Origin of the sequence: uncultured Treponema sp. (assembly GCF_945873775.1) — a bacterium.
Lineage (GTDB): Bacteria > Spirochaetota > Spirochaetia > Treponematales > Treponemataceae > Treponema_D.
Genome location: NZ_CAMCEC010000027.1, coordinates 1 through 23,009, shown reverse-complemented (window position 1 = coordinate 23,009; position 23,009 = coordinate 1). Strand labels below are relative to the sequence as shown.

The 23,009-nt window shown below is 38.8% G+C and carries 17 protein-coding genes and 1 pseudogene; 9 read left to right on the top strand and 9 right to left on the bottom strand.

All coding sequences use genetic code 11. The features are described 5' to 3' along the window. Positions 1-2 precede the first annotated feature (2 nt). The gene (fliJ, locus tag Q0N70_RS10885) at positions 3-431 is read left to right on the top strand and encodes a flagellar export protein FliJ (protein WP_294016664.1); all 429 of its coding nucleotides are present in this window, start codon (positions 3-5) and stop codon (positions 429-431) included. Here fliJ and Q0N70_RS10880 read toward each other — a convergent pair. From Q0N70_RS10880 to Q0N70_RS10870, 3 genes are all read right to left on the bottom strand, one after another. After that, positions 428-2,080 carry a nucleoside kinase gene (locus Q0N70_RS10880; RefSeq protein ID WP_294016662.1) on the bottom strand — a complete coding sequence of 551 codons (1,653 nt, stop codon included), beginning with the start codon at positions 2,078-2,080 and terminating at the stop codon, positions 428-430. The genes fliJ and Q0N70_RS10880 overlap by 4 nt on opposite strands. A gap of 282 nt (positions 2,081-2,362) precedes the next feature. Continuing rightward, positions 2,363-2,776, bottom strand: a complete 414-nt coding sequence (locus Q0N70_RS10875; RefSeq protein WP_294016660.1) for a ParB N-terminal domain-containing protein — start codon at positions 2,774-2,776, stop codon at positions 2,363-2,365. A 29-nt stretch (positions 2,777-2,805) separates the two neighbouring features. Beyond that, positions 2,806-5,406: a penicillin-binding protein 1A gene (locus tag Q0N70_RS10870; protein ID WP_294016658.1), complete on the bottom strand. Its 2,601-nt coding sequence runs from the start codon at positions 5,404-5,406 to the stop codon at positions 2,806-2,808. A gap of 95 nt (positions 5,407-5,501) precedes the next feature. Here Q0N70_RS10870 and ribD point away from each other — a divergent pair, with 95 nt between their 5' ends. From ribD to ribE, 4 genes are read left to right on the top strand one after another with little or no spacing between them, the layout of a single operon-like run. Next, on the top strand, positions 5,502-6,674 hold the full coding sequence (ribD, locus tag Q0N70_RS10865; RefSeq protein ID WP_294016656.1) for a bifunctional diaminohydroxyphosphoribosylaminopyrimidine deaminase/5-amino-6-(5-phosphoribosylamino)uracil reductase RibD: 1,173 nt from the start codon (positions 5,502-5,504) through the stop codon (positions 6,672-6,674). Positions 6,675-6,676: 2 nt separating this feature from the next. Continuing rightward, positions 6,677-7,288, top strand: coding sequence for a riboflavin synthase (locus tag Q0N70_RS10860; protein ID WP_294016654.1), 612 nt, complete (start codon positions 6,677-6,679; stop codon positions 7,286-7,288). Beyond that, entirely contained in the window at positions 7,278-8,492 is a 1,215-nt protein-coding gene (locus Q0N70_RS10855; protein WP_294016652.1) for a bifunctional 3,4-dihydroxy-2-butanone-4-phosphate synthase/GTP cyclohydrolase II, read from the top strand. Before Q0N70_RS10860 ends, Q0N70_RS10855 begins: the two co-directional genes overlap by 11 nt. 32 nt (positions 8,493-8,524) lie before the next feature. Then, on the top strand, positions 8,525-8,995 hold the full coding sequence (ribE, locus tag Q0N70_RS10850; protein WP_294016650.1) for a 6,7-dimethyl-8-ribityllumazine synthase: 471 nt from the start codon (positions 8,525-8,527) through the stop codon (positions 8,993-8,995). A gap of 120 nt (positions 8,996-9,115) precedes the next feature. On the opposite strand, the gene hisS is transcribed toward ribE, so the two are convergent. Beyond that, a complete protein-coding gene (gene hisS / locus Q0N70_RS10845) occupies positions 9,116-10,417 on the bottom strand; it encodes a histidine--tRNA ligase (RefSeq protein ID WP_294016648.1) in 1,302 nt (433 codons plus the stop codon). Between the two features lie 153 nt (positions 10,418-10,570). Between hisS and Q0N70_RS10840 the strand changes: the two genes are divergently transcribed. Further along, entirely contained in the window at positions 10,571-11,377 is an 807-nt protein-coding gene (locus tag Q0N70_RS10840) for a type III pantothenate kinase (protein WP_294016646.1), read from the top strand. A 12-nt stretch (positions 11,378-11,389) separates the two neighbouring features. On the opposite strand, the gene Q0N70_RS10835 is transcribed toward Q0N70_RS10840, so the two are convergent. Next, entirely contained in the window at positions 11,390-12,547 is a 1,158-nt protein-coding gene (locus Q0N70_RS10835; RefSeq protein WP_294016644.1) for an N-acetylneuraminate synthase family protein, read from the bottom strand. Positions 12,548-13,053: 506 nt separating this feature from the next. On the opposite strand from Q0N70_RS10835, the gene ileS reads away from it, so the two are divergent. Genes ileS through Q0N70_RS10820 form a run of 3 tightly spaced genes read left to right on the top strand, consistent with a single transcriptional unit; the run spans position 13,054 to position 17,808 of the window. After that, positions 13,054-16,236, top strand: coding sequence for an isoleucine--tRNA ligase (ileS, locus tag Q0N70_RS10830; protein WP_294016683.1), 3,183 nt, complete (start codon positions 13,054-13,056; stop codon positions 16,234-16,236). A 28-nt stretch (positions 16,237-16,264) separates the two neighbouring features. Then, positions 16,265-17,203, top strand: coding sequence for a hypothetical protein (locus Q0N70_RS10825; protein WP_294016642.1), 939 nt, complete (start codon positions 16,265-16,267; stop codon positions 17,201-17,203). Next, positions 17,200-17,808: a tetratricopeptide repeat protein gene (locus tag Q0N70_RS10820; RefSeq protein ID WP_294016640.1), complete on the top strand. Its 609-nt coding sequence runs from the start codon at positions 17,200-17,202 to the stop codon at positions 17,806-17,808. The genes Q0N70_RS10825 and Q0N70_RS10820 overlap by 4 nt, the downstream gene beginning before the upstream one ends. A gap of 6 nt (positions 17,809-17,814) precedes the next feature. Here the strand turns inward: Q0N70_RS10820 and Q0N70_RS10815 are convergent, their stop codons facing one another. The 4 genes and pseudogenes from Q0N70_RS10815 to Q0N70_RS10800 all read right to left on the bottom strand — a co-directional run. Beyond that, positions 17,815-19,161: a hypothetical protein gene (locus tag Q0N70_RS10815; RefSeq protein ID WP_294016638.1), complete on the bottom strand. Its 1,347-nt coding sequence runs from the start codon at positions 19,159-19,161 to the stop codon at positions 17,815-17,817. A 5-nt stretch (positions 19,162-19,166) separates the two neighbouring features. Next, on the bottom strand, positions 19,167-20,654 hold the full coding sequence (locus tag Q0N70_RS10810) for a 6-hydroxymethylpterin diphosphokinase MptE-like protein (RefSeq protein ID WP_294016636.1): 1,488 nt from the start codon (positions 20,652-20,654) through the stop codon (positions 19,167-19,169). Then, positions 20,651-22,156, bottom strand: a complete 1,506-nt coding sequence (locus Q0N70_RS10805; protein WP_294016634.1) for a 6-hydroxymethylpterin diphosphokinase MptE-like protein — start codon at positions 22,154-22,156, stop codon at positions 20,651-20,653. The genes Q0N70_RS10810 and Q0N70_RS10805 overlap by 4 nt, the downstream gene beginning before the upstream one ends. A gap of 87 nt (positions 22,157-22,243) precedes the next feature. Continuing rightward, positions 22,244-23,009, bottom strand: a pseudogene (locus tag Q0N70_RS10800) (hypothetical protein); the annotation flags it as partial.

Sequence of the window (23,009 nt, the reverse complement as noted above, 5' to 3'; positions counted from 1 at the left end):
TTATGAAGAAATTCGCTTTTTCAATGCAGAAAATTCTTGACCTCAGAATATTTGAGCAGCGTCAGGCAGAAATGGAGCTTGGCAAGGCAAATGCAGAAGTCGCAAGAATTCAGGGCGAACTTGAATCCATTGCAAAGCGAAAAGTTTCCACAATAAAAAATTTCGACACAAACACAGATTTTCTTATTCAGGCTGAAATACAGTCTTTTTTTTTCATGCTTGAACAGAAGAAAGAAAAGTTTTTGGAAGAGCTTGCCACAGCGCAAATTGCCGCGGATGAAAAACGCGAAGTTGTCCGGCAGGCAATGCAAAAAGTCAAAGTCCTTGAAAAGCTAAAGGAAAATAAATTCCGCCAGTGGAAAAAGGACAACTTAAAAGCAGAGGAACTGGCAGCCGACGATATTGTGACTGCCAGAAAAAATTTGCTTTAGTATTTAAATGCGCTTCCGCCGATAAATTCCCTGATTATAGACTGCGTTGGAACTGAAGTTGCAGGAATTGTAGAGAAGCAGTTTAAGAATTGAAGCAGCCTGTTTGCTTCTGCATATTCCTTTTGGAGCGGACTTACACATCTTAAAAGCGGTTCTGCATAAACCTTTAAAACCGGAAGCTCGTAATCCAGCGCAGTGTTCAGCATTGCATCAGCATTGTTTTGGAACGGAAATATGTGAAGCTGCTCGCCTTTTTGAACGCTTTCCCACATTGCGATTGTGTCCGCCGCGCTTTTTCCTCTATAGCGGGAATCTCTTACAATTCTTCTTATAAGCCTATTGTCGCTTGTTGAAATTCTATTGTGGTCGTCAAGATTCAGCTGGGTCAATGCGGAAATATAGATTTTAAACTTTTTATCCGCCGGGACTAGTGGTGTAAGCTTGTCGTTAAGTCCGTGAATTCCTTCCATGATTAAAATATCGCTTTCTTCTAAAGTCATTGTGTCGCCCTTAAAATAGCTTACTCCTGCATGAAAGTCATAGGATGGCAGCTTGATTTGTTTTCCTGCAAACAAGTCAACAAGATTTTGATTTAAAAGCTCAATGTTCAAGGCTTCAAGGCATTCGTAGTCGTAGTTTCCGTTTTCATCTTTTGGAGTTTGCGCGCGACCAAGATAATAGCTGTCAAGGCTTATTACTTTTGGCTTGTATCCGATTGCTTCGAGCTGCAATGCAAGTTTTTTGCTGGTTGTTGTTTTTCCAGAAGAAGACGGGCCTGCTATAAGGACAATCCTTGCTGACTTTTTCTTTAGAATTTCATCTGCAATTGTGGAAATTCTTTTTGTCTGAAGCGTTTCAGTTATGTCGATAAATTCAGATTCTTTTCTGTCGTGAATCAGCTGGTTTAAGCTTGCCGCGGAAGTTACATTCAGCCTTTTTCCCCAGAGCTTGTAAGACTTGTAAATTTCAAAAAGCTTTGGCTGATCGACAAATTCTGTGAGTTTTTCAGGCTGGCCTTTTTTAGGGAATCTCAAAAGAAATCCGTCGCTATATGGAAGCAAGTCAAAAACATTTAAAATGCCTGTTGTTCCAACTAGCGGTCCAAAATACAAATCGGAAAAGCCTTCAAGCCTGTTGATTTGAACGCGGGAAGGGCATCTGTAGTTCAGCTGCTTTCTGGTTTCTGTAAGTCCGAGCTCTTCAAAAAGCGAGCAGGCTTCTGAATATGAAATGAAGTCGGTTTCGATTATTTTGTCGTCTTTTACTATTTGCTCCATTTCATTTTTTAGCTTTAAAATATTTTCTTTTGTAAGAGGCTCTCCAAGTTCAAGCGTGTAGTAGTAGCCATAGCCCAAGCTGTGTCCGACCAAAAGCCTTTTTCCCGGGAAGATTTTATGTGCCGCCGCCGCTAGAACAAAGCAAAGCGATCTTCTGTAGATTGCGCTTCCGTCTTTTGAGTCTGAAAAAACAGGCTCTATGCTTGAGGTTATGTTTACAGGGCTGTCTAACGAGCAGATTTCATTGTTTACTTTTACTGCGACAATTTTTTTATTTTGTGCATTGAATTTTTCAAGGAAAAGAATTGGGCGGATTTCATTTTCTGCCTCTATGAATGAATTGTCTGGAAATGTTATTTTGATTTTTTTCATGATGTGCCTCCAAAGTTATGCAGATTTTTTTAATAGCCTGAATGTCGAATTTTGAAAAGAACAGTTCATTTATGTGTCATTCTCGTGCTACGACACTGCGAAGTTTACGCAGTAAACTCGGTCAGGAATCTACTGTAAAATTTCAATAGATTATCGGGTCAAGCCCGATAATGACATTAAACTATAAAACTCGAAGTTTAGGCTAATATGATATTTTTTATCCTTTAATTATAAGGCACAAAATGATGAAATGCAAAGAGAAATTGTTGTAAGAGTTTAAAATTATTTTTTTCCAAAAAGCGATTTTATAAACTCTGCGATTTTTATAAAGATATTGGCAATGAATTTTAGAAGACGCATAATCAGCGGAGGATTTTTTAGCTTTTCAAGACGCTTGTATCCTTCCATGAGTTCTTCGTCTGTAAATTCCTTACGCTGATTGTTTTCTTCAAGCTCCATTTCAAGCTGGCGGATATTGTCAACATTTGAGTCAAGGACATTTGCGTTTATTCTTTCCCAGCCAAGAGATTTTGCAGCTTCAAGCCTGCGTTCCCCTGCAACAAGCTCGTAGCTGGAATTCAGCGTGATTGGATTCATAAGACCGTAACGGTGCATACTTTCTTTTAATGCGGTCAAATCTCCCAAATCGCGGCGAACTCTTTTTTTTACTTTTATATCTTCAATTTTTACAAGCATTTAATTAAAAAATAGGCAATCTTTGTTTTTTAGTCAAGAAGCCAGTTTGAAAAATCATCGGAATTTCTTTGCGGCTGCAAGAGTTCATATTCTGATTCTTCCTGTCTTATTTCTGAAGAAAGTTTTCCGCTCTTAAGGAAGCTCAAGTCAACCATAAGCGGACTGTCGTCAATTCCTTCGTCAAAACTGTAGCCTGCCTGAATTTTTGCTTTTTGAAGTCTTGCGGCTCCCAATGTTCTGCCAGAATCGTCTGTGTGCTTTTTGCATGGCTCGGTCGGTTCTGTTCCTGGATAATAATATGCAGTGATTCTATTGCTTCCGCATTCAGGCGTCAAAATTCCGCCGCTTTTTGTACAGACTTCAAGCTGAATCAAGTCTTTTGGCATTTCGTCATAGAACGGCTTGTACGGCTTGTCTTTGTTCGCCGCATTCATAAAGTCGCCCCAAGCAACACCAGCCAAAGTTGAGCCGGTAATCGAAAGTCCAAGCGACTGTCCTGGCTTGTCAAATCCGAACCAGAAAACAGAAGTGTAGTACGGCGTAAATCCTGCTGCCCAAGCGTCTGCCCAGTTTTGCGTTGTTCCTGTTTTTCCTGCTACAGGCATTTGAAATGTTTTTCCGTTTGAATTTACAAAGTTGAATTTATTTCCGCGGCCTTTTCTTTTTCCTGTAACCCAGTATGTTGAGTCCCAGTCAGAGCCGTATCTTAAAGTTCCGCTTGCAACAGTATTCTTCATAATTTCCTGCATTATAAATGCTGTTTCTTCTGTAAGAATTTGCTTTGAGCCGTTTCTGGACTTTTGCGCGTCTGCCTGTTCTTTTCCCGGATTGAAAATTATGTTTCCGTTTTTGTCTTCAACTGAAAGAATTGCAATCGGCTTGACTTCTTTTCCGCGGTTTGCGATTGTGGCATAAGCTTTTGCAACTTCAATAGGACGCACTGAACAGACTCCAAGACCAAGCGGATAAACCGGCTCAAAGTGCCTTGATTCAAATTCGTTTGAAGGAATTCCTAGCAGCGCGGAAGTTCTTTTTATTGCAGAGTCAAATCCGATTGTGTCCAAAACTTTTATTGAAGGCACATTCATGGAGTGGGCTAAAGCATACCAGAATTCAACATCGCCTTCCCACTGGCCTTTAAAGTCCTGCGGAATATAAGGAGTTCCGTCTTCTTTATGGAAAACCTGCGGCGTGTCGCTTATAATTGTTGTCATTGTAAATTTCTGGCTTTCAATTGCTTCGGAATAATAAAGCGGCTTGAAAGTTGAGCCAGGCTGAAGCTTTGCCTGCACCGCACGGATAAACTGGTTTGTCTTGTCATATTTTGAGCCGCCGACAAGCGCATCTATGTATCCTGTTGAATTTTCAATGGCAATCATTGTTCCTTCAATCGTTGTTTTTTCCGCCTTTTGCTGAATCAAGGAATTTCCTTTGTTGACGATTTCAGTCTTTAAGGATTCGATTCCGCAGACCATGGACATTACATCGATTATAGGATTTATTTCATCGCGGTAGTGATTCATTGCTGTTGCTTGGTTTCTTTGCTCGCCAAGTTTCAAGTCCGGCAAGTTGAATACAAGGCTGAAAAGTTCTGTGAGCGGAATATATTTGCTGAATGTCGCACGCTCGTGGGAATTCATTGTCCGCTGGTAAATTCTGTTTGCCGCATGGATATAATCCTGCATTACTTCTTCCGCGGCTTTTTGGTGCGAAAGATTCAATGTTGTGTTTACGGTGAATCCGCTTGTGTAAATGTCTTCTGTTCCGTAAATCATTCCGCTTAAATTTCTTCTTACATATTCACTGAACCAAGGAGCTTCGTCATTTTGCATTGCGTGCGCGGAAGCGTTTGTTCTTGTGTAGTCAAAGTTTGCCCAGTATGTGTCAAAACTGTCGTCCGCCTGCTGCTGGGAAATGTAGCCAGAATTCACCATCGCTTCAAGAACATCTTTTTGTCTTGCCATTGCCCGGTTTGGATGTTCGAACGGATTATAGAATGAAGGGTTTGAAAGCTGAATTACAAGAATTGCAGATTCCGCTGGAGTTATTTCTGTGGCATCGTGCCCGAAGTAATATTTGCTTGCCGCGTTGACTCCGTAAGTTCCGCCGCCAAAATAAATTTTATTCAGATAAAGCTCTAAGATTTCATCCTTTGAATATCTGCGCTCCATTTGGATTGCCCACCAAAGTTCCTTGAGCTTTCGCTTGACTGAATATTCCTGCCGGTCGCAGTACAAAGTTCCCGCGATTTGCTGAGAAAGTGTTGAGCCTCCGCCAAGAGAGCTTCTTGTAAGAACTCCGACAACTGCCCTGAACAAAGCCTTTATGCTGAATCCATGGTGGCTGTAAAAAATGCGGTCTTCTCTTGTAAGCAGTGCGTCAATCATGTGCTGCGGAAGATTTTTCAGCGCAATTATTTCCCGCCGCTCATCGCTTGCAAATTCAGTTATAAGCTCGCCGTTTATATCCAAAAGCCTTGTTGGAAGTGAAGTTTCAAAGTCTGTGAAATTTTCAGTGTTTATTGTATTCCGTGTAGCAGCAAGCCCAGCTCCAAGAAGAGAGCCGAAAACAAGCGCAAAAAAAAGCAATGCTCCGCTAAGAATGAGTGGAATAGTCCCGCATTTTTTCATAACAACATATAATAGATAAAAATGTTTCTATTGTCAAACGAGCATAAGGGGCTTGTATTGACAATATTTTTAGTTTGATATAAAACTTTTTTTGTATGGATGCTTTTGCAGAAGAGAAAAATGCTGTTTTTGTTCCTCAGAAAATTTTTATGCAGCGTGCAATTGAGCTTGCAAAAAAAGGCGGCGGAAAAGTTCATCCGAATCCTCTTGTTGGCGCGGTAATTGAAAAAGACGGAAAAATTATTGCTGAAGGTTTTCATCACGAATATGGAAATCTTCATGCGGAGCGGGACGCTTTAAAAAATGCAATGGAAAAAAAAGTCTGCGTCCGTGGAGCAAATCTTTACGTTACATTGGAGCCTTGCTGCCACACAGGAAAACAGCCGCCGTGCACTCAGGCAATCATAGATGCCGGAATAAAAAATGTCGTGATTGGAAGCCGCGATCCAAATTCTCTTGTAAACGGAAAAGGCGTTCTTCAGCTTGAAAATGCGGGAATAAAAGTTTTCCGGGATTTTATGAAAGCTGAATGCGATTCTCTTAATGAAATTTTCTTCTATTATATAACAACTAAGCGTCCTTTTGTGATTGTAAAATATGCACAAACCGCAGACGGAAAAACTTCACTTTCTTCAGGCGAAAGCAAGTGGATTACAAACGAAAGTTCCCGTGAATATGTTCATTATTTGCGCGGAACAACTGCGGCCGTTATGTGCGGAATCCAGACTGTTCTAAAAGATGATCCGCTTTTAACTTGTAGAATCCAAGGCGAAGGATTGAAGCAGCCGGTTCGTCTTGTTCTTGATACGGAACTGAAAATTCCGCTTGAATGCAATCTTGTAAAAACTGCGAATGAAGTTCCGCTTGTAATTTTTACTTGCTCTAGTTCCGAAAAAAAATCTGCACTTGAGGAAAAAGGCGCAAAAGTAATTCAGGTTGAAAAAAAAGATTCGCATATCGACATTTTGCAAGCGCTAAAAAAACTTGGCGAGTTTTCAATTGATAGCGTTCTTGTTGAATCCGGCGGCGCACTTAATTCAAGCCTGTTTTTTTACGGCAAAGAAAAAAAATGCCTTGTAAACAAAGTGCTTTGCTTTGTCGCTCCAAAAATTTTGGGCGGAAAAAATGGAGCTGTGCATTCGCCGGTGCAGGGAATTGAATGCACAAGCCTTTTGTCTTGCGTGAATCTTTCGCTGAAAAATGTAAAAACTTTTTCTGGTGATTTGCTTTTGGAATACGATTTTCAAGAGCTGTGTTTGGGGGAATAATTTTGTTCACGGGAATTATAGAAAGCCTTGGCAATGTAAAAAATATTGTGCGTTCCGGCCATTCTTTTTCGATTGAGATTCAGTCTAGTTTTAATGAAAAACTTGTGCTTGGCGAAAGCATTGCCGTGAATGGAGTTTGCCTGACTGTCGCTGAATTTTCTGGCTCTGTTTTTAAAGCCGATGTTACGCCTGAAACTTTTAGCCGCACTTCCTTAAAAATCCTTCGCTCCGGAAGCTTTGTAAATCTTGAGCGTGCAATGAAAGCGGACGGAAGATTCGGCGGACACATTGTTTCTGGACATATCGACGGAACTGGAAGAATTCTTGCTTTCTCAAAAAATGAAAACGCCGTGAACATTCAGTTTTCAATGGAAAAAAAACTTGGCGACTTTATGATTGAAAAAGGCTCTGTTGCAATTGACGGAATCAGCCTGACTATTGCTTCTGTAAAATGGAGCGGCTCAACTTGCGTTATTTTCGCAGCGGTGATTCCGCATACTTGGAGCAACACTGTTTTAAGCAAAAAAAAGCCTGGAGATTTGGTGAACATTGAATGCGACATAGTTGGAAAATATATAAGGCATTTTACTTTGGAGGAAAAAAATGAAGACTGAAAAATTTGCTCTTATAGAAAAGGCTTTGCAGGATTTGCGCGGCGGAAAAATTATAATGGTTACTGATGACGAGTCTCGCGAGAATGAAGGCGACTTGATTTGCGCCGCAAGATTTGCTACAGGTGAAAATATAAATTTCATGGCGCGGAATGCGTGCGGACTTATCTGTATGCCAGTAAGCTCTGAAATTGCAAAGAAATTTAATTTTTATCCGATGACGTTTCAGAATCAGGACAACCACGAAACAGCCTTTACTGTTTCAGTAGATCATGTTTCAACAACAACAGGAATCAGCGCATTTGAAAGAAGCGCCACTGCTGTTGCTCTTGTAAAACCAGAAACAAAACCGGAAGATTTTCGCCGACCGGGACACATGTTTCCTTTGGTTGCAAAAGACAAGGGAATTTTTGAACGCCAGGGTCATACCGAAGCGACTGTTGATTTGTGCCGCTTAGCCGGACTTGAGCCAGCCGGACTTTGCTGCGAGATTATGAGCGCAGACGGACACATGGCGCGCCGCCCTGAACTTGAAGAAAAAGCAAGGGAGTGGAACTTAACTCTTATAACAATTGCCGATTTGATTGAATATAGAAAGTCAACTGAAAAATTCATTGAGCGCGTTGCAGAAGCGAATCTTCCTACAAAGTACGGCGAGTTTAAGCTTTATGGATTTTTGGACACAATCACTGGCGAGCATCATGAGGCTTTGGTCATGGGAAATGTTTCCGACGGAAAAAGTGTTTTGTGCCGTGTTCACAGCGAATGTCTTACAGGCGATACTTTCGGCTCAAGAAAATGCGATTGCGGCGAGCAGTTTGATCTTGCAATGAAAAAAATTTCTCAGGAAGGAAGGGGAGTTCTCGTTTATCTTTCGCAGGAAGGAAGGGGAATTGGAATTCTTAACAAGATAAAGGCTTACAGTCTTCAGGACAAAGGCATGGATACCGTGGACGCTAATCTTGCGCTTGGTCTTCCAGAAGATGCCCGGGACTATTCATGCGGAATTCAAATTCTAAAAAATCTTGGAATTTCAAAACTTCGCCTTATGACAAACAATCCGCAGAAAATTGACGCCATGAACTGCAAGGAAAACGGAATCGAAATTGAAGAGCGCATTCCGCTTGAAATTCCTGTTCAAAAATATGATGAATTTTATTTGAAAACAAAGGCAAAGCGGATGGGGCATTTGCTTTCTAACGTTTAGCCGGTTCTAAAAAAATATTTTGGAGGAAAAAAATGAAAATTATTGAAGGAAAAGTTGTTGCTGGAAGCGCAGGCAAAATTAAGGTTGGAATTGTCGCCGCAAGATTCAATGAGTTTATTGTTTCAAAGCTTGTTGCGGGCGCAAAAGACGGGCTTGTCCGCCACGACGTTGAAGATGATGACATAACTCTTTGCTGGGTTCCTGGCGCTTTTGAAATTCCAGTTGCCGCAAAAAAAATGGCTGAAAGCAAAAAATACGATGCTGTTATTTGCCTTGGAGCTGTAATCCGCGGAGCTACAAGCCACTATGACTACGTTTGCGCTGAAGTTTCAAAAGGAATTGCGCAAGTTAGCTTGCAGACTGGAATTCCAGTTATGTTCGGAGTTCTTACAACAGATACAATTGACCAGGCGATTGAGCGCGCCGGAACAAAAGCCGGAAACAAAGGCTACGACTGCGCCCTTGGAGCAATTGAAATGGTGAACTTGCTAAAACAGATGTAAAATAAACTGTCATTCCCGTGCTTGACCCAATGTCATCTTCGGGCTTGACCCGAAGATATGCTGAAAAATTACACTAGATTATCGGGTCAAGCCCGATAATGACAAGTATGACAGTAAAATTCAACTTTTAATCTTTTTTGCCGCATCTTCAATTGAAATGGACTCAAAGATTTCTCTTGTCTTTAAGTTCTTTAGCGTGACTGTATTTGCGGTTTCGCTGTTGCTTGAAAGCATAATTCCCCAGGGAATCTGTTTTTTGTCTGTTACAGAATACTGTTTGTTGATTTTTACAGTGTCTGGGAATACTTCTACGGAAATTCCTTCTTTGCGGAGTTTTACTGCCACTTCCTGATATTGAACATTCAGATTTTCATCGGTGTTGAATATTTCCACATCAAGATAGCTGCCTTTTGCGTTTGTAATTCCAAGCTCAGAAAGTCCTGCAATCAGCCTGTCCAATCCAATGCTTGAGCCTACGCCTGGCAGTTTTTCTTTCATGTAAAGTCCTGCGAGATTGTCATACCTTCCGCCTGAGCAAACAGAACCTATTGACGGCAGTTTTTCAAGGAAAGTTTCGTAAACAATGCCTGTATAATAGTCAAGACCGCGTGTAATTGCAGGATCTAGCATGTAAGTTTCTTCAATTCCCGCTGCTTTCATCATGCTGAAGATTGTTTTCATGCGTTTTGAGTCTTCATCTTCTCCGCCGGCAAGCTCTTCTATGTGTGAAAGTGTCTCTTCGAATGAAGAAAGAGGCTTTATGTAGTCAATAATTTTTGCGCTTGAATCCGCGCTTCCTGTGATTTCTTCAAGTTCCGCCGAAACTTTTTCTTCGCCCACTTTGGCAATTTTGTCTACCGCTCTCAAAATATCTTCCGACTTTTCTGAAAGGCCAAGTTTCTTTAAAAAGCGGTTGAAAATTCCTCTGTGGTTCACGTGAATCTTTATTTCGTCAACGCCAATGGCAGAAAGGGCTGCTTTCATAAGGCTTAGCGTCTCAAAGTCCGATACTGCGCTGTCGCTTCCTACTGTGTCAAAGTCGCACTGCACAAATTCTCTGTATCTTCCTGCCTGTGGCTTTTCTCCGCGCCATACTTTTGAAATGTGGTATCTTTTAAATGGAAAGTAAAGCTCTTCTTTGTGCTGTGCAGTGAATCTTGCGAAAGGAACTGTCAAGTCAAATCTCATTGCGACATCTCTTCCGCCGTTATCTTCAAAGCGGAACATCTGTTTTTCTGTTTCGCCGTTGCTTTTTCTGAGCAAAATCTCTGTATATTCAAGAACTGGAGTGTCTATAGGAACGAATCCGTAAGAGCGGAATGTCTTTGTGAGTTTTTCAATTAGGTCAGATCTCAAAATTTCATCTTGTGGAAGAAAGTCTCTGAATCCTTTTAAGATTTTTGGTTGAATAAATGTTTCCATAATGAAATATACTATAATATAAATTTAATTTGCTCAATGAGTGTGAATCTTTGCCAATTGCTAATTTTGTTCTTGTTTTGTTTCGCTTGAAAAAAAAAAGCAAATGCAATATTTTAAATTAAACAGAACATTGTAACTTGCTGGAGGCTAAAATTGCTTTTTGCCGTGGATATTGGAAACACAAATATTGTCGCAGCTATCTTTGATGGCGATAAAATTGCTGTTCAGTGGCGCATTGCAACTGATTCAAGACGCACAGGAGATGAATATACTTCTATTTTGCTCACGCTTTGCAGGGAAGCAGGAATCCAGACGAAATTTCTTGATAAAAGCATTATAAGTTCTGTTGTTCCTGCATTGATTGGACCTTTTGTTGTTGTCTGCCAGCATTTATGCGGAAATACTCCGTTTATTTTATCTTCTGACCTTGCTTATAGCGGACGTCTGCCTGTTAGACTGGATTCAAATTCGCCTCATACAAACATTGGAACAGATTTGCTTTGCAATGCGGTAAGTGCCTGGAATTTGTTTGAAGGCAAAGGTCCTGTTATTGCTGTTGATTTTGGAACTGCCTTGACTTTGACTGTTGCTGATTCAAGTGGAACAATCCGCGGAGTTACTATTTCTCCTGGCTTGGGAACTGCTATAAAGGCTTTGGCGACTAATGCGGCTCAGCTTCCGTTTGTATCTTTGGAAGCTCCGTCTTCAAGCCTTGGAATGAATACAGAAACTGCAATTCAGGCAGGCGTTGTTCTTGGATACAAGGGGCTTGTTGAATATCTTGTTCGGCAAGTTAAGGCAGACCTTGAAAAGCTTACCGGCGACAAGGCGGAAACTGTAAAAGTTGTTGCAACAGGCGGACTTAACAAAGTTCTAAAGCCAATTACAGATGTGTTTACTGTTGTTGACAAAGACTTGACAATCCGCGGACTTAAGATTATTTCTGATTTGATGTTGTAGAAATCACTTTTTTTACCTTTTGATAAAATCTTCCCACTTGACTCCATCGCCTGAACATACGTCTTTTTCCAGTATAGAGCCTTCTATTGTGGAAAAATATTCAGGGCTTATTCCGGGAGAAAGAATTTTTTCTGTTCGTAAAACTGAAATGTCGTCTGGTTCTATTTTGCTTCCTTTTTTTAGTGAACGCATATAGTGAAGCGAGCGGTTTGTTCTTCCGTAGTTTTCTTCTTCTGCCGCGGCAAGTCTTTTTATTCCCGTTCCTAACGCCGCTGTGATTTTTTCACTTGGAAATTCATATTCAAGCTGTTTTAGAATTTCTTTTTCTGCCGCATTTTCTAAGTTCTCTTTTACGGCATTTCCTTCTTTTTTATAGCGTTCTTGTATTGAAAGAGCCTGCTTGACAGAATGAACCATTACAGCAAACTGTTCAGGTTCAAGTGCTACAGGATCGTCTAGTCCGCTGTCTTTTTTGCTTAGGGTAATATGTTTTTCAATTACACTTCCTCCCATAAGAACTGTAAGAACTGGAACTAAAACTGGATCAAGGCTGTGGTCGCTTATTCCTGTTGGAATTCCAAATATTTGGCGCAGAGTTTTTACACATTTTACGTTATATTGTTCTTCCGGGGCAGGATAGAAAGTTATGCAATGAAGCAAAGTTAAGTCTGGAAAGTGCTTTTCATTTGCACAAGATTCATTTTTATTTTGGATTATTTGAATTGCTTTTTCTATGTCACCTAGTTTAGAAACTCCGCTTGAAATGATAATTGGAATTTTTTTGTAATAATCTGCGCATTTGTGTAAAAGCGGAAAATGATTCAGTTCTGGACTTGCGATTTTTATAGCGTCAGGATTGAGTTTTGCAAGCTCGTCAAAAGATTTTGTTCCGAAAGGAGAGCAGGCGAATAAAAGGCCTTTTTTATGTGAATATTCAAGGCATTTATTGTAGAAATCAGAAGAGCATTCAAGTTGTTTAAATGTGTCGTAAAGCCGGGTTTTTCCTCCAGGCAAATTTACAAATCCTGTATCTGGATGCAAAATCTCATCGGCATAAACCCACTGAAATTTTACGCAGTCTGCGCCTGCAAAAGCTGCTGCGTCAATAAGTTCAAATGCTTTATCTAAAGAGCCTGCGTGCGCAGTTCCAATTTCGGCGATTATCTTCATGCTTTTGATTATAATTGTTCAGCATTTGAAATTCAACATAATGAAAAAGGCTTATTTTAAAACAAAAACGGCATTGAAAAGAACAATGCCGATAGTGGAGCTGTTGTCTGGACAGCTTAAAAAGGATTTTCCTCCGTTTAGATTTCCACAACAAAAAGTTTACATTTGGAATTTCAATTTCGACATATAGAAATTAACAATAATTAAAAAGATATTTGTGTTTTTGGTTAAAATTATCTATTTGGCTGACTATATTTTTTTGTCATTATCGAGCTTGATCTGATGATTTCTGTTAGGATTCCGATGTCGAGGCAAGTGAATGACAGTTGAATTTTTCTTATTTATAGATTATTTTGATTCAATTTGATATAATTGTTTAAGTTTTAAAATTCGTCTGATTTTTGAAACTTCTTCATATTTTCTTTTTAGTTCTGGTGCTTTTTGCATTCAGGCTAAAGAATTTTGTGTTAAAATTAATTTATAATTTTATAAAAGGACGGAATGCGATGTACAATCCTGTAGATTCAAAAGCTGATTTTCCGAAGCAGGAAGAAAAAATCTTAAAATTCTGGGAAGAAAACGAAACTTTTAAAAAGTCTGTTTCGCAGAGAGAAGGCGCAGAGGAATATGTTTTTTATGACGGACCTCCTTTTGCGACCGGGCTTCCTCATTTTGGACATTTTATTCCGTCTACAATAAAAGATATAATTCCGCGCTATCAGACAATGAAAGGAAAAAAGGTTGAGCGTAGGTTCGGCTGGGACTGCCATGGTCTTCCTGTTGAAAATCTGATAGAAAAAGAGCTTGGAATTAACTCTAAGCACGAGATTGAAGCTTACGGCGTTGCGAATTTCAATGACAAATGCCGCGCTTCTGTTTTAAAATACACTTCAGAATGGCGCAAGACAATTACACGCATGGGACGCTGGGTTGATTTTGACAACGACTACAAGACAATGAATCCTGACTTTATGGAATCAATCTGGTGGGTTGCAAAATCTCTTTGGGACAAAGGAATGATTTATGAAGGAAAGTACATTCTTCCTTATTGCCCAAGATGCGCAACTGTTCTTTCTACGCATGAACTTGCCCAAGGCTACAAAGAAAAGCAGGATCCAGCGATTACAATTCGTTTCAAAGTAACAAAAGCGCCTGCTGCGTTTGAAGATCCAGAAATGGAAAACGGAAACACTTATTTCCTTGCCTGGACAACAACTCCCTGGACGCTTCCTTCTAATGAAGGTCTTTGCATGGGACCGGACATCGAGTATGTAAAAATAAAAGACAAAGAAAGCGGAGACTTTTATATTTTGGCAGAAAGCCGCCTTTCTTCTTATTACAAGAACGAAGCTGATTACGAAGTTATTTATAAGAAAACTGGAAAAGATTTTATTGGCGCAAAATATGAGCCTCTTTTCCCTTATTTCAAGGACTTGGCTGTAAAGGAAGACGGAAGCGATGGCGCTTTCAGAATGTTCAATGCCGACTATGTTTCAACAGAAGACGGAACTGGAGTTGTTCATATTGCTCCTGCGTTTGGTGAAGAGGACTCTAAAGTTTTCAAGGGAACTGGAATTCCTTCTGTTGAGCCAATGGACGCTGAATGTAAATTTACAAAAGAAGTTACTGATTATGCAGGACGCTTTGTAAAAGATTGCGACAAAGACATAATGGATCGCTTGAAAAAAGAAGGCAAGCTTGTAAAACGCGATCAAATTCTTCACCAGTATCCGCATTGTTGGAGATGCGGCTCTCCTTTGATTTACAGAGGAATCGGCTCTTGGTTTGTAAAGGTTGCTGATGAGCATGAGCGTCTTTTAAAGGCGAATTCCCAGATAAAATGGCAGCCATCTCATATAAAAGAAGGCCGCTTTGGAAAATGGCTTGCTGGAGCTAGAGACTGGGCAATCAGCCGAAACCGCTATTGGGGAAATCCTATTCCAATTTGGAAATGCCCTGACTGCAACGACACTTTGTGTGTTGGCTCAAGAAAAGAACTTGAAGAGTTTAGCGGAGTTTATCCTGAAGATTTGCATAAGCAGTTTGTTGATAAAATAACTATTCCTTGCAAAAAGTGCGGCGGAACAATGAAGCGCATTCCAGAAGTTTTTGACTGCTGGTTTGAATCTGGCTCAATGCCTTATGCGCAGCAGCATTATCCTTTTGAAAACAAGGAATATTTTGAAAGCCATTTCCCGGCTGATTTTATAAGCGAAGGTCTTGATCAGACACGCGGATGGTTCTATACGCTTACTGTTCTTGCTTCAAATCTTTTTGACAAGCCGGCATTTAAAAACTGCATTGTAAATGGAATTGTTCTTGCAAGCGACGGACGAAAAATGTCCAAGAGTTTGCGAAACTACACAGATCCTAACGAAGCTATTAATAAGCTGAGCGCAGATGCAATCCGTCTTTTCCTTATGCATTCGGCGGTTGTAAAAGCTGATGAAATCCGCTATTCGGACGAAGGCGTGCGCGATGTAATAAAGAGCATAATTCTTCCGCTTTGGAATTCTTATTCGTTCTTTGTTCAGTATGCGAATATTGACGGAGTTACTTGCACTGGACATGAGTTTGATTCTAAACTTCCAGAAAATCCTCTTGACCGCTGGATTCTTTCGGTTGCGCAGAAAATGGTAAAAGATGTTTCTTCTGCCTTGGATGACTATGACCTTAGCGCGGCAATTGATCCTATGCTTTCATTTATCGACCAGATTAACAACTGGTATATCCGCAGAAACAGAAGACGTTTCTGGAAATCTGGAAGCGATGCAGACAAGCTTGAAGCTTACGGCGCTCTTTATTCCGCTTTGAAAACATTTGCGCTTGTTGCTGCTCCGTTTATTCCGTTCCTTACTGAGGAATTGTGGCAGAACTTAAAAACTTCAGAAGACAAAGAATCTGTTCATTTAATGGATTATCCTGTTTACAATGAAAAATTCCGCGATGAAGACCTTGAGTTTAAAATGGCTAGCGTTCAAAAAGCTGTTTCAATGGGAAGAAGCCTCCGCAATCAGTTTAACTTGAAAAACCGCCAGCCGCTTGCAAGTGTGGCTCTTGTTACACGCAACGCTGAAGAGAAAAAAGTTCTTTCAGATATGCAGAACACAATCGCCGAAGAACTGAATGTTAAGAATGTAATTTTCCATGAGCGCGAGGATGAGCTTGTTGAATATAAGGCAAAGGCGAATTTCAGAGTTCTCGGAAAACAGCTGGGCGGAAAAATGAAGGCAGCCGCTGCTGAAATTACAAAGCTTTCAATTGAGCAGATTGAGCAGATTCTTGACGGAAAAACTGTTTCTATAAAAGTTGACGGTGAAGATGTTTCTTTGAACCAGGAAAATGTTCTCGTTGAGCGTTTTGAAAAAGAAGATTTAAAAGTTATAAATGACGGAACTTTGACAGTCGGACTTGATACAAAAATTACAGATGAGCTACAGAAAGAAGGCTACGTGCGCGATTTAGTGCGTGGAATTCAAAATCTTAGAAAAGAAAGCGGCTTTGAAGTTACAGACAGGATTGAGCTTTCTGTTGGCGGCTCTGAAGTTTTGAAATCTGCATTTGAAATGTTCAAGGATTTTATATCTGGAGAAACTCTTGCGTCTTCTGCTGTTTGGAATGAAAATACTTCTGGAACTGAAATTGACTGCGAAGATGCAAAATGGACTGTTTCTGTAAAGAAAATTTAATCTTTCTTGTTGAAATTTGGAGGCTGATTTGAAAAAGAGACTTGTTCCTGTTTTTATTGCTATGCTGATTTTCTTTGGATGCAAATCTTCTAAAGTGGAGCTGGAGGTTCAGAATGTTGATCCTCTTTCTCTGCTTGAAGAAAATTCCAGCATTTATATGAGTGTTCCTGCAAGCAAAAATCAGGAGCTGGTTTCAAAAATTCTTTGCTCAAGAATTTCGGGGCTTGCTGAAAAAGATGCAAAGGCTATTGCGGCAAGAACAGAAATTTTATATGCAGGTCTTGGCACAGTGGATGACCGCTCGCGTCTTCAAATTGTATCAGAAACTTCGATTCCTCATATTGTAGTTCAGTCGTCGCTTTCAAAGAAAAACGGCTGGGAAAAATCTTTTGTTTCCTATGATGAAAAAGTATTTGAAAAGTTTACTCATGCAACTGACGGATTTCAGGCTTCGTTTCCTTCTTCAAATTTAGTATGTGCGGCGCAAAATGTTGATTCGCTTTTAAAGAAATTTGCTGAAAATAATCCGGCTCCAGAGACTGCCTGGAAAAATTGGATTGCCCAGAATTTGTCTCAAGGTGAAATTCTTTTTTACATAACTAAACCTGGCCAGTATTTAAGAAGCCTTATAGGGCAGAGCATAAATGTTGGAACAGATGCTATTTTTGGTTCTCTTTGCTATTTCCCTGATAAAAAAGATTCCGCTAAATATTCTGGAAAGTATGAGCTTTCTTTCAGCATTCATTTGTTAGATAAAAGAAGTGTAGTTGCTCTTCGTTCTTTGCTTGGACTTTCTTTTGCGATGACTGGCGGCGCAGTTGAACAGACTGATGACTTAACTTTGAAAATTTCTGGAATTGAAATTTCTGAAAATAAAATTGAAGAATTATTTTTGCGCGATCCGATTACTGGAAAGCATTATAAAGTTGTAGATGACAAAGTTATTGAAGAATCTGTGAAAAAATGAAAATTCAAAGTTTTCTTTTTTTGATGCTGCCGTTTGTTTTTTGCAGATGCGCAACTTCTATTCCTTGTGAAAAAAAAGTTATAGAAAGAAATCTTTTTGAAGAATATTTTTCAATAGCGGAAAATTATAAGAGTTTAGAAAATTACAGCAAAGCTATTGAATATTATAAAAAAACTTTGCCGTCCGATTCTCTGCATGACTATGCTTTTTATGAAATTGCGCTTTGCAATATTTACTTAAAAAACTGGAATGAAGCCCAGTCCTCTTTTGAACAGCTTTTGCAAAGTGATTCTGAAAATACGACTTTAAAAACTTCTTTGGCTTATATAGAAGCAATGCGCGGAAATTTGGAAGAAGCTGAAACTTTATATTCTGGTCTTTATGAAAATAATCCCGATGATTCTTTTATGCTGAAAAATCTTATTGCAGTTCTTGTCTCTGAAAAAAAATATGAAGAGGCAAATGAAAAATTTAAATCGCTTGAAGAAAAGTTTCCAGATGAAGAATCGATTCCTGCTATAAAGAAAAAACTAGAAGAATTTTTGCCGGAGCAAAATGCTGATTTGCAAGAATCAAATTCTGTAGAAGAAGAAAATTTGGAATAGGTCTTTTTATTCTTCCTGTTTTGTCTCTGCGCTTGCTTTTTCTTTTTGTTCTGAAGAAGTTGTTTCTTCTTGAAATGATTCTGACGCTAGAAAATCCTTATATCTTTCTGGATTCACTCTAAATGCAATTATAGGAGAATCTGCGTCAGCTCTATTCAATGCTTCTTCACTTTCGTTTGCAAGACGTGTTGCAGAAATTAAGCGCAACGTCCGTGATGAAATTCCAATTCCTACAAAATGCTGCTCATTGTATTTTGAGAGAACAGAAGTTATTTCTGTGTGAAGATCTCCTGCAATTACAAGCGATTTGTCTGTGTTCTGATTCTGGAAAATTGCGCTTGCTCCGTCTTCTTTATAATTGAAAACAAGATCGTTGAATTTAACCTTTTCAAGAATTGTTTTGCTGATTTCCTTTCCGCATTCAGAATCCCAGTCAATGTCTTTTATTTTTATTGTAAACAATGACAAATCCTGATCACTTGAAGCAGATCTTATAAGCTCGCTGTCAAGGCGTGTGAGCATATATTGTTCCCAGCCAAATCCTGTGCTAGGGCAGAAAAGTCCCGATGGTTCTTCTTCCGCGGAAGCTTCGTTCTTATCTTCTGAATGCTCTGGCTGACTGTCAGCTTCTTTTTCCGGCTCAGAATTTAAAAATGCCAAAACATCTTCTTCCTGCTGCTCTTGCGGAGCTTCTTCCTGTTCTATAATAGTTTCTGAGTTTTCCTCATTTGCTTCATTTGTATTTTCTTCGTTATTTTGCTCTTCTTCATTTTCTTCTGAAAAATCATCGTAGGATTCTATTTCTGGATATTCAGTTTGCTCAAGGTCATCGGTTTCAGACTCTTTTGGGAAAGTTCCATTTTTTATGAAGAACGCAAGATAGGTTGCTGTTGCCAAAGTTGCAATTATTACGACTATAAAAGCAATCCTGCCTTTGTAAAAAATTGAAACAGGCTTGAGCAAATATATTGAAGATGTAAGTGAAAGCGGAATTCCATTTTCTGTAAAAACTGTTGTTGAATAAATTTTTACAAGTGAAGAATTTATTTTTTCAAATTCAGACATTTTTCCAGGATAAGAAAAAATCAGCTCCTCGCCATATTTGATTTGAAGACCTGCTATGTCTGAAATGTTTCCGAGTGAAGCAAGAAATTCATCGTAAAACTTTTTGCTTTGCGGCGCATAATTTTTGCTGATTCTGCTTAAATCCCTTGTAATTGAATTGAATCTGTTCTGGGAATTAAAAGCACCTTGCTTATATTCAGCGGCAAGCGAAATAATAAAAACCAGCAATGACAAAATGTATACAGCGCAAATTGTTGTTATAAAAATCGAATTTCTTTTTGCTCTCATAGTCTTCAATTATACCGTAGAGCCTGATTGTATGCAAGTTTTAAACTGTCAAAAAGTGTGTTGTTTTTAAAAAAAGCAAGAATCGGCAAAACTGAAAGTCCCCAGTTGCTTTCCAAAATTATTTCTGGCTCAGGATTTTTTAAAAGCTCTTTGATTCCATTTATAAACTGACTGTAAAATTCAGAATAGTTGAAATTGCTTTTTGCGCTGAAATTTTTTGTTTCTATTTTTCTCTCTGAAATGTAAACTCCATTTTTTAATTTAAACGAATTTTTTTCAGCCCAGTCTTCAAGAGATTTTTTGTATCGCTTTAACACTTCTGTTGTGAATGAATTTTTTTGCCCGTGAATTTTTTCTAATTCTGTTCTGAACATTAAGGCAGCATATTTTTCTTCTGTGGAAATTATTCTGTTTGATTTTGAAAAAAACTGTTTTTCAAGATAAGTTCCTTTTGTGTATGGTTTTCCGAAGCTGTATGAAAAATCTGCTCCAAAGAATTTCAGTTTCTGAAATCCGCAGTTTTTTGCCCAGTCCGCCGCCGCAATTGTTACAGTTCCTGCTCCAGATTCAATTTTTGTTATCTCCATATTTTTTGTGGCAAGGAAAGAAAGCGGATGCTGGTTTATGCAAAACTGAATTTTATTTTTTTTATTATATACAAAATTTACAGATTCGAGATTTGAACATAAGTCAAAAACGAAAGTTGTCTTTGTTTCTTCGCCTGTACAGAAAAAATGCTCGGAAGAAATGTGCTGTGCGTCAATGTTTATAACGGCATCTGGAACTATGGAATTTTGGATAAGCGTGCCAAATGCAGTGTCAGTTGAAATTACAAAAAAATCTCCGCGTTTTATTTCTTCTATTGAAAAATCCAGTGTTGGCCCTGCGGCTACTATTGCTGCTGTTTTTTTTATTTTATCTTGTTCAAGTTTTGCTGAAAAAAAATTTTCGTTGCTATGGTCTGAAATAAATTTTAAGTTTAACAAAATATTTCTTTGCCATAATTTTCCAAAATGCGCCTGAACAGAATAGTCCGCTGAAATTTTTTCAAGGAAGTTTTTTACAATTAAAGAAATCTCTTGAGCTATCTGAGGATTTTCATTCTTCCATGCTCTGTGAAAAACTAACGTTAGGTTTTTGTAAATCGCAGGAAAATATTTTGTGCAAAGAGTTTTTTCAAGATTAGATTTGTCGCATAGTATTGTTTTTTTGCATTCTGATATTTTTTTTACAGAAGAAAACTGCTTGCAAAATTCAAGGCTTTCAGAATCAGCTTCAACTGCAATTATAAGAGAAATGTTTTTTTCATTAAGAAGTTTTTCTATATGAAATCCGCCAGCAATTCCTGCAACTATGATGCAGCCTTGCGGAGAAGATTCAAATAAAATTTGTTCTGCGTCAGGATTGTATTTTGAATTTGCCGGCTTGCCATTTTTAAACAATGGAATTTTGCTTCCGTTTTTTGCTTCGGATATTTCATTTGAATAAATCATATTGCAACATTTCTTCCTAGGGCTTTCATTATATCACAAAAAAATATTTTCATTCCTTCTTGAATTCTTTTTTCAATTTTTTCTTTTTCGCACAAGTCTTTGCATCTTTCTAAAGATATGGCTTCGGCTGGCAGTGCATTTTTTATCCATTCTGGATTTGAAATATTTTTTATTACAATGTCGCGTAAAAAATTTATCCGTTGCTCTTTGTTGAAAATATTTTGCGTTTCAATTATTTGTGGTTTTGTCTTGTTCTTAAAATCAAAAGTTTGTTTTTCAAAAAAATTCCAGTCAACGTCTTGGATTTTTCCAAGTTTTGAATCATAGTTGAAATTGTCGCTTAGCCGGAAAATTCGTCCGAAAAAATCATTTGAAGAAAACCATGTTCTGTAAATGTTAATGGAAGCTGTATTTATTTCCGAAGAAAAATTTCGAGTTTCGCTTGTGCATATTCTGTTGTCAAAAACTGAATTTCGTTTTTCAAGTTCATTTGGCTGTGTGTGTGAAAGTCCTTTTGAAAATGAAAGGTCAAGTCCGCAGTAAAAAATTTTTCCGCTTGTGATTGAAAGTGCAAAATAAGCCGCAGTCCCGCTTGCGCTGCCATTTCTAAATGCAGAATGTCCGCTGTAGCCTGAACTTTTCAAAATTTCTTCTGAACATCCGTCTCCATAAAAAAGCGGAATTATGTCAGTGCTTTCCAATATTGATGCAAAGCACGAGGCTTCTCCTGGCAATGCGAGCGGAATTTTTTTTGAATTGCACAATGAAACAAGGTGAAGTTTTGCCCAGTAGCCGCCGTCAGTAGAAATGCATAAATCCGGTGTAATTCCATTGTAAATCAGCGGAGAAAGTGCCGATGAAACTGCTATTAAAAAAAATCTTTTCCGGTATTTTTTTAAAAACGGAATATCGGATTTTAAGCTTGGTCCGCTTGCGCACACAACAATGTCGGATGTTCCATTTTTTATGAGCGCAGTTTTTTTGCAGAACATTGAAAATCTAAGCGCGTTTTTTGTCCATCTTTTGCTGAAAAATGTTCTTGTTGCAAGCACGCTTCTGCTTTTTAAAACAGCTTTTTTTATTGCCTCCCATGAAAATTCATAAAGTTCCTTGAACGGATTTTCACTTGGTTTCCAGGAAAGAAAAAGGCACGCTGAAATTCCTTCATCTCCCATAAAGTTAAAAATCTGCTCTTCAAGAAGCGGATTTGTTTTTTGTGATTTTCCATAAGCGTAAAAAATTTTATTCCATCTTGAATTTGTGCTTTCGAATTCTTTTGAAAATCTTATGCAGCACAAGATTGCGTTTCTGAATTTTTTTTTCAGAAATGGAACGCAGTAGGAAAGGGCAGGTTCTGTTACGAGCACATAGCGCGGATAAAATGAACATTCCGCCGTGTTGCAAAAACGTTCAGCTTCTTTTGATGGATTGTAGGAAGAATGCAGACGGAATCCGTTTTCAGTGCAAGTTGTTTCGCCGTTTGTTGCTGTTGAAAATTCCATCAATATTTTCTCCGTGTTTTAAAAAGCAGAGCCACATTTCCAATTGGAAATATGGCTCTTTGTAATTATATTCTTAAAGCTTTTTTATTATGAAAGTCCAAGTTCGGCAAAAAGTTTTTTGTATGTTTCAAATTGCTCTGACTGCGCAAATTCAGCAATCTTATCTTCCGGAAGATTTTCCAAAAGCTGATCCATGTATGCGAGCACAGATTTAATTTCTGCTTTCATGTCAGCTGGAATTTCATTTGAACGGTCTTTGATTTCCGCCGGAGATTCAGATGCAGGTTCTTCCAAATTCTGAATTTCTGTTTTTTCAGGTTCAGGAGCGGCTTCCCAATTTGTGAACACATTTTCTACTGGATGCTCGCTGATTCCTGTTTCAAGATTTTCATCTTCAGCTTCATTTTCTTCTTCACGAAGTTCTTCCGGCACTTCGCTTGTAAGATACTCAATGTTGTCTTCTGTGAGCGGCTCGTCTTTAATTTCTGTATTCTGAATGTTCAGCGATTCCAAAGTAGGTGAAGGAATATCTTCATCTGTTATGGTTGCCTTTTCGTCTTCTTGCTGAGCTGGTTCTTCCGGCTGTTCTGCAATTTCTGGTTCTGAAACTTCTGATGATGTGTCTATTTCTGGTTCAGCGATTTCTTTTGGCTCTGAAATTTCAGGCTCTTCAAAATTTTCTGTTGCGGCTGGAACTGTAATTTCTTCTTCTGGCTGTAGTTCTGAAATCTCTGTTTCTTCTGATTCAACAGGCTCTTCAATTTTTTCAGCTGGTTCCGGTTCATTTGTTTCTTCTGTTTCAGTGTCAATTGCTTCTGCGTCATGCGAAGTGAATTCTGCTGAATTAAGAATG